At 70.2% G+C, this 8,064-nt stretch carries 5 protein-coding genes and 1 pseudogene; all 6 read left to right on the top strand.

Annotated elements, in window-relative coordinates; translation table 11 throughout:
• A pseudogene (locus HMPREF3115_RS14365) lies at positions 1–650 on the top strand (error-prone DNA polymerase); the annotation flags it as partial.
• Positions 651–969: 319 nt separating this feature from the next.
• Positions 970–1,704, top strand: a complete 735-nt coding sequence (locus HMPREF3115_RS14360; protein ID WP_006398219.1) for a GntR family transcriptional regulator — start codon at positions 970–972, stop codon at positions 1,702–1,704.
• 83 nt (positions 1,705–1,787) lie between these two features.
• Positions 1,788–2,891 carry an N-acetylglucosamine-6-phosphate deacetylase gene (gene nagA / locus HMPREF3115_RS14355; RefSeq protein ID WP_006408764.1) on the top strand — a complete coding sequence of 368 codons (1,104 nt, stop codon included), beginning with the start codon at positions 1,788–1,790 and terminating at the stop codon, positions 2,889–2,891.
• Positions 2,884–3,891, top strand: a complete 1,008-nt coding sequence (locus HMPREF3115_RS14350) for an SIS domain-containing protein (protein WP_035488852.1) — start codon at positions 2,884–2,886, stop codon at positions 3,889–3,891. The genes nagA and HMPREF3115_RS14350 overlap by 8 nt, the downstream gene beginning before the upstream one ends.
• Positions 3,892–3,906: 15 nt before the next feature.
• Positions 3,907–6,489, top strand: coding sequence for a phosphoenolpyruvate--protein phosphotransferase (gene ptsP / locus HMPREF3115_RS14345; RefSeq protein WP_070554862.1), 2,583 nt, complete (start codon positions 3,907–3,909; stop codon positions 6,487–6,489).
• 79 nt (positions 6,490–6,568) lie between these two features.
• Positions 6,569–8,064: N-acetylglucosamine-specific PTS transporter subunit IIBC (gene nagE / locus HMPREF3115_RS14340; RefSeq protein ID WP_070554860.1), on the top strand; the 1,496-nt coding region annotated here is incomplete at its 3' end.

Raw genomic sequence — 8,064 nt, 5'->3', positions numbered from 1 at the left:
GCATCGAAGCCGCGCGCGCGGTCGGCCCGTTCGAGAACGTCGATGCGCTCGCGCGCCGCGCCCAACTCGAGCGTCGCGACCTCGAAGCGCTGGCTGCCGCGAACGCGCTCGCGACGCTCGCCGGCCACCGCCGCGACGCATTGTGGCAGGCCGTCGCCGCGGCGCCGGATCGCGATCTGCTCGCGGCCGCGCCGATCGACGAAGCGGAGCGGCCGGCGCTCGGCGCGCCGTCGGAAGCCGACGAGATTCTCGCCGACTACGACACGACCGGCCTCACGCTGAACCGTCATCCGGTCGCGCTGCTGCGGCCCGCGCTGCGCGCGCGGCGGCTGTCGTCCGCGGCCGAGCTGCGCGACCGTCCGGCCGGCCGGCTCGCGCGCGCATGCGGCATCGTGATCGCGCGGCAGATGCCGGGCACCGCGAAAGGCGTGCTGTTCATGACGCTCGAGGACGAAACGGGCTGCGTGAACGTGATCGTGCGCCCCGAGCTGCTCGCGCGGCAACGCCGCGAAACGCTCGATTCGCGCTTGCTCGCCGCGTCGGGCGTCTGGCAGGTCGTCAGCGACGTGAGGCACCTCGTCGCGCAGCATTTCGAGGACCTCACTCCGCTGCTCGGCGGCCTGCGCACGACGACGCGCGAGTTCCAGTGAGGCACCGAGCCGGCCGCCCGCCGGCACGCGTCGCCGGTGCATACCAGTTTCGCGAACTGGTTCTATTCTGGTCCCGTTTCTTGCGGCCTAAACGTGTCGTTCGAGCCCCCGGAATGCGCGCGCAGGCAGACCGATCCGGGTAAATCCCTATCCAGAATCGCGTTGTAAACAAAGGCTTTGCGCCAACTAAACCGCTTGCCGGGCAAGGCTCCCGGCGATTTTCGACGCGCTAATACCAGTTCGTTGACTGGTATTATGGTGGTTATATAATGCGTTCACTTTCGACGGCTCGCGGTCGTCGTCCGACACCCGGAGGCACATGGAAACCGGCTGGTCCGAACTGGCGCCCGATCCGCTCAGCGATACGCCGCTCTATCTGCAGCTCGCCCGCAAGCTGGCCGGCGCGATTCACGGCGGCACCTGGCGGGCCGGCGAGGCGCTGCCGTCGGAGCGCGCGCTGTCGGCGTCGGTCGGCGTCTCGCGGATCACGGCGCGACGTGCGCTCGCGCTGCTGGTCGAGCAGGGCCTCATCAGGCGCTCGCGCGGCGCGGGCAGCTTCATCACGCCGCGCGTCGCCGATCCGCTGTCGCGGCTCGTCGGCTTCACCGCGAAGATGCGCCAGCGCGGCTTCATGCCCGATTCGGTCTGGCTCGAACGCCGGCTGCGCGCGGCGACGCGCGCGGAGCTCACGCATCTCGGTCTCGCGCCGGGCGCGACGGTCGCGCGGCTCGAACGGCTGCGCCGCGCGGACGGCATCGTGATGGCCGTCGAGCATTCGACGCTGCCGGCCGCGGTCGTGCCCGATCCGCTCGCGCTCGGCGCGTCGCTGTACGAATACCTCGAAGCGCGCGGCATGAACGTGGTGCGCGCGCTGCAGCACTTTCGCGCGGTCAACGCGACGCGCGAGATCGCGAAGTGGATGGCCGTGAAGCCGGGCGCCGCGCTGCTCGTGATCACGCGTATCGGCTACGGTGCCGACCAGCGCGCGATCGAAGTGACCGAAACGTATTGCCGCGACGACTACTACGACTTCGTCGCCGAACTGAAACGCTGACGCGCGACACTGCGCGCCGACATGCAACCGATTCGCACATCACGACGCGGATGCCCGCGTCACCCGATCCTCAAGAGAACGTCATGCTGACTGGCAACATCCTGACTCCCGACGGCTGGATTCACGGCTCGCTCGACAGCGAGAACGGCCGCATCACCACCCTCGACGGCGCGCCCGCCGATCCCGCGAAGAACGACGCGCCGTACATCCTGCCCGGTTTCATCGACCTGCACGTGCACGGCGGCGGCGGCGCCGACGTGATGGAAGGCGGCGACGCGATCGAGACGATCGCGCGTACGCACGCGCAATTCGGCACGACGAGCCTGCTCGCGACGACGATGACCGCGCCGCGCGACGAACTGATGGAAGTCGTCGCGAACCTCGGCACCGCGGCGCGCATGCGCACGCCCGGCGGCGCACGCGTGCTCGGCGTGCATCTCGAAGGCCCGTACATCAATCCCGGCAAGCTCGGTGCGCAGCCGGACGCCGCCGTGTCGGCGGTGCTCGACGAAGTGCTGAAGTATCTGTCGATCGCGCCGATCCGCGTCGTCACGCTCGCGCCGGAAATCGCCGGCCATATCGAGATCATCGGCGAGATGGCCGCGCGCGGCGTGCGCGTGCAGCTCGGCCACTCGCTCGCGACGTACGACGATGCCGTCGCAGCGCTCAAGCACGGCGCGTGCGGCTTCACGCACCTGTTCAACGCGATGTCGCCGCTCCATCACCGCAATCCCGGCCTCGTCGGCGCGGCGCTCGCGCACGCCGAATACGCGGAAATCATTCCCGATCTGCTGCACGTGCATCCGGGCGCGATCCGCGCGGCGCTGCGCGCGATTCCGCGACTGTACGTCGTGACCGACAGCACGTCGGCGACCGGCATGCCCGACGGCGAATACCGGCTCGGCAGCCAGCACGTGACGAAGTGCCTCGGCGGCGTGCGTCTCGCCGACGGCACGCTCGCCGGCAGCACGCTGACGATGGACCAGGCATTGCGCAACCTCGTGTCGCTCGGTCTGCCGATCGCCGACGTGTCGAACCGGATGTCGCGCTATGCGGCCGACTACCTCGGTCTCGCCGATCGCGGCCGCCTCGAGCGCGGCGCGTGGGCCGACCTCGTCGTGTTCGATCGCGACCTGAACCTCACCGCGACCTACGTCGAAGGAGAATCGATTGTCGAATATGCTTAACGAAGCGCGCGAGTCCGCCCGGGTCGTCGCCGCGCAGCTTGCCGACACGACGCGCGTCGAAGCGCTCGCCGGCCAGCTGATGGATCATCCGCCGGCCGTCGCGCTGACGGTCGCGCGCGGCAGCTCCGATCATGCCGCGAGCTATTTCGCGAGCCTGACGATGAGCCGCCTCGGCGTGCCGGTCGCGTCGCTGCCGATGTCGGTCGCGACGCTGCAGCAGGCGCCGCTGAAGGTGCAGGACCAGCTCGCGATCGCGTTCTCGCAGTCGGGCAAGAGTCCCGATCTCGTCAATACGATGACCGCGCTGCGCGAAGCCGGCGCGCGCACGGTGGCGGCCGTCAACGTGCTGCCGTCGCCGCTCGCCGACGCGTGCGAGCATCAGTTGCCGCTGTTGGCCGGCCCCGAGCTGTCGGTCGCGGCGACGAAGAGCTACATCGCGATGCTGTCGCTGTCCGCGCAGATCGTCGCGTTCTGGCAGCGCGACGCCGCACTGATGACGGCGCTGCGCGGGCTGCCCGACGTGCTCGCGCAGGCGGGCGCGCTCGACTGGTCGCCGGCCGTCGACGCGCTCGCCGGCGTCGAGCGGATGATCGTGATCGGCCGCGGCCTCGGCCTCGCGATCGCGCAGGAAGCCGCGCTGAAGCTGAAGGAAACGTCCGGCATCCAGGCCGAGGCGTTCTCGAGCGCGGAGGTGCGTCACGGCCCGATGGAACTGATCGACCGCGACTACCCGCTGCTCGTGTTCGCGCCGCCGGGCCCCGAGCAGACCGGCCTGCTGCAGCTCGCCGACGACATGCGTGCCCGCGGCGCGGCCGTGCTCGTCGCGGCGCCCGCCGGCACGCCGGGCGCGACGCTGCCGCTCGCATCGTCCGCCCATCCGGCGCTCGACCCGATCGCCGCCATTCTTTCGTTCTACGTGATGGCGGCCGAGCTTGCCGTCGCGCGCGGCCGCAATCCCGACACGCCGCGCCACCTGAACAAAGTCACCGAAACGCACTGATAGCCGAGACAGCCGATGAGACGCGCCGAGGAGTCCCAGTTGAAGAGTTCCACCCACGATCAGATCGTCCTGCTCGCCCCGCTGACGGGGCCGATCGTCGCACTGGCCGACGTGCCCGATCCGGTGTTCTCCGGCGGGATGTTCGGCGACGGCATCGGCATCGATCCGCTTGCCGGCAAGCTGGTCGCACCGTGCGCGGGCATCGTGTCGCATCTCGCGCGCACGGGGCACGCGGTGACGATCACGACGTCGCACGGCGCGGAAGTGCTGCTGCACATCGGCATCGACACCGTCGAGCTGAACGGGCAGGGCTTCACCGCGCGCGTCGAAGCCGGCGCGCGCGTCGAAGCGGGCGACCTGCTGATCGAGTTCGATCAGGACGCGGTCGCGCGCACTGCGCACTCGCTGGTATCGGTGATCGCGATCGCGAATTCCGATGCGTTCGACGTGATCGAGCGCGCGAGCGGTTTCGCGACGGCCGGCGAGACGCCGCTGCTCACGCTGCGCGGCAAGGGCGAGGCCGCCGCGCAGGCCGCGCAGGCGGGCGCAGCCGCGATGAACGAAGTGCGGCGCGAGCTCGTGCTCACGCAGCCCGGCGGCCTGCATGCGCGGCCGGCCGCGCGTGCGCGCGAAGCGGCGCGCGGGCACGACGCGCACGTCGAAGTGCATTTCGACGGCCGCAAGGCGCCGATCGAAAGCGTCGTCGGCCTGCTCGGTCTCGGCGCGGGCGAACGTGCGACGGTCGTGCTCGTCGGCCGCGGCGCGCATGCGCAGCAGGCCGTCGATGCGGTTGCCGCCGAGCTGCTGCGCGAAGCGCACGGCGAGGCCGAGGAAAAGCCGGCGCGGCTGACTTCGCCGGCGCCGCAGCCGGTCGCGAACCGCAGCGGCGCGCCGCTCGCGCCGAACACGCTCGCCGGAGTCTGCGCGGCGCCCGGCATCGCGGTCGGCACGCTGGTGCGGCTCGACGACGCCGACATCGTGCCGCCCGAACAGGCCGCAGGCACGCCGGCCGCGGAAAGCCGCCGTCTCGATCAGGCGCTGAAGACCGTCGATGCGGAACTCGACGGCACCGTGCGCAGCGCATCGGCGCGCGGCGCGGTCGGCGAAGCGGGCATCTTCGCGGTGCACCGCGTGCTGCTCGAGGATCCGACGCTGATCGACGCGGCGCGCGACCTGATCAGCCTCGGCAAGAGCGCGGGCTTCGCCTGGCGCGCGACGATCCGCACGCAGATCGACACGCTGTCGAAGCTCGACGACGCGCTGCTCGCCGAGCGCGCGGCCGACCTGCGCGACATCGAGAAGCGCGTGCTGCGCGCGCTCGGCCACACGAGCGGCGCGGTACGCGCGCTGCCCGACGAGGCCGTGCTCGCGGCCGAGGAATTCACGCCGTCCGATCTGTCGTCGCTCGATCGCGCGCGCGTGACCGCGCTCGTGATGGCGCGCGGCGGTGCGACCTCGCATGCGGCGATCATCGCGCGGCAGCTCGGCATTCCGGCGCTCGTCGCGGTCGGCGACGCGCTGTACGCGATTCCGGACGGCACGCAGGTCGTCGTCGATGCGAGCGCCGGGCGGCTCGAACATGCGCCGACCGCGCTCGACGTCGAACGCGCGCGCCACGAGCGCGAGCGTCTGGCCGGCGTGCGCGAAGCGAACCGCCGGATGGCCGGCGCGGCGGCCGCGACCGCCGACGGCCGCGCGATCGAAGTGGCCGCGAACATCGCGACGCTCGACGACGCGAACACCGCCGTCGACAACGGCGCGGATGCAGTCGGCCTGCTGCGCACCGAGCTGATGTTCATCCACCGGCAGGCCGCGCCGACGATGCTCGAACATCAGCAGAGCTATCAGGCGATCGTCGACGCGCTGCAGGGCCGCACCGCGATCATCCGCACGCTCGACGTCGGGGCCGACAAGGAGGTCGACTACCTGACGCTGCCGCCGGAACCGAATCCCGCGCTCGGACTGCGCGGCATTCGCCTCGCGCAGCTGCGTCCCGATCTGCTCGACGATCAGTTGCAGGGCCTGCTCGCGGTCAAGCCGTTCGGTGCGGTGCGCATCCTGCTGCCGATGGTCACCGATGCGGGCGAACTGGTGCGGCTGCGCAAGCGCATCGACGAATTCGCGCGCGCGCAGGGCCGCACCGAGTCGATCGAGGTCGGCGTGATGATCGAGGTGCCGTCCGCCGCGCTGCTCGCCGATCAGCTCGCGCAGCATGCGGATTTCCTGTCGATCGGCACCAACGATCTCACGCAGTACACGCTCGCGATGGACCGCTGCCAGCCCGATCTGGCCGCGCAGGCCGACGGGCTGCATCCGGCCGTGCTGCGCCTGATCGACCTCGCGGTGCGCGGCGCGGAAAAGCACGGCAAGTGGGTCGGCGTATGCGGCGCGCTCGGCGGCGATCCGCTCGCGGTGCCGATCCTCGTCGGCCTCGGCGTGACCGAACTGTCGGTGGATCCGGTATCGGTGCCGGGCATCAAGGCGCGCGTGCGCCGTCTCGATTACGCGTTGTGCCGTCAGCGTGCGCAGGACCTGCTCGCGCTCGATTCGGCCCACGCGGTCAGGGCAGCAAGCCGCGAGATCTGGCCGCTCGACTGAGTCGTCGGCGGCGGGCTCGCGGCCCGTTTTACTACGAAAGCAATCAAGTCAACGACGAGACAATGGACTGGAGGACTGAATGGACGGGAATCCGTTTCTGAAGATACAGAGCCTGGGACGGGCGCTGATGCTGCCGATCGCGGTGTTGCCGGTCGCCGGCATCCTGCTGCGGCTCGGGCAGCCGGACGTGTTCAACATCAAGATGATCGCCGATGCCGGCGGCGCGATCTTCGACAACCTGCCGCTCTTGTTCGCGATCGGCGTCGCGGTCGGCTTCGCGAAGGACAACAACGGCGTCGCGGCGCTCGCGGGCGCGATCGGCTATCTGATCGAAACCGCGATCATGAAGGACATCGACCCGAAGCTGAACATGGGTGTGCTGTCCGGCATCATCGCGGGTGTCGTGGCCGGCCTGCTGTACAACCGCTACAAGGACATCAAGCTGCCCGACTACCTCGCGTTCTTCGGCGGCAAGCGGTTCGTGCCGATCATCACGGGGCTCGTATGCGTGGTGCTCGGCATCGTGTTCGGCTACGTGTGGCAGCCGATCCAGCATGCGATCGATGCGGCCGGGCAGTGGCTGACGACGGCGGGCGCGATCGGTGCGTTCGTGTTCGGCTTCCTGAACCGGCTGCTGCTCGTCACGGGGCTGCACCACATCATCAACTCGCTCGCGTGGTTCGTGTTCGGCAACTTCACGCCGCCCGCCGGCGGCGAGATCGTGCACGGCGACCTGCATCGCTTCTTCGCGGGCGATCCGACCGCGGGCACCTTCATGGCCGGCTTCTTCCCGATCATGATGTTCGGCCTGCCGGCCGCGTGTCTCGCGATGCTGCACGAAGCGCCGAAGGAGCGCCGCGCGATGGTCGGCGGCCTGCTGTTCTCGATGGCGTTGACCTCGTTCCTCACGGGCGTGACCGAGCCGATCGAATTCAGCTTCATGTTCCTCGCGCCGGTGCTGTACGTGATCCACGCGGTGCTGACGGGGCTGTCGCTCGCGATCTGCCAGATCCTCGGCGTGAAGCTCGGCTTCACGTTCTCGGCCGGCGCGATCGACTACGTGCTGAACTACGGGCTATCGACGAAGGGCTGGATCGCGATTCCGCTCGGCATCGCGTACGGCATCGCGTATTACGCACTGTTCCGCTTCTTCATCCGCACCTTCAACATGGCGACGCCGGGCCGCGAGCCGGCATCGGCCGATGCGGCGAGCGAATCGTATGCATCCGGCGGCTTCGTCGCGCCGGCCGCCGGCGCTGCGGGCGCTGCGACGGCCGCGGCCGCCGCGCCGCGCGCGCAGCGCTATATCGCGGCGCTCGGCGGTGCGGGCAACCTGAGCGTCGTCGATGCATGCACGACGCGTCTGCGTCTGACCGTCGTCGATCCGGCGAAAGTGTCGGAGCCGGAGCTGAAGTCGATCGGTGCGCGCGGCGTGCTCAAGCGCGGCGGCAACAGCGTGCAGGTCATCATCGGGCCCGAGGCCGACATCATCGCGGACGAGATGCGCGCGGCGATCGGCGGCGGCGCAGCAGGCGCGGCCGTGAACGCGACGGCGCCTGCGGGCGCCGTCGCGGA

This window comes from Burkholderia sp. HMSC10F09 (assembly GCF_001806955.1).
Classification (GTDB): Bacteria; Pseudomonadota; Gammaproteobacteria; order Burkholderiales; family Burkholderiaceae; genus Burkholderia; species Burkholderia multivorans.
The sequence above is the reverse complement of the archived record's forward strand: the minus strand, read 5'-3'. Positions and strand labels throughout refer to the sequence as shown.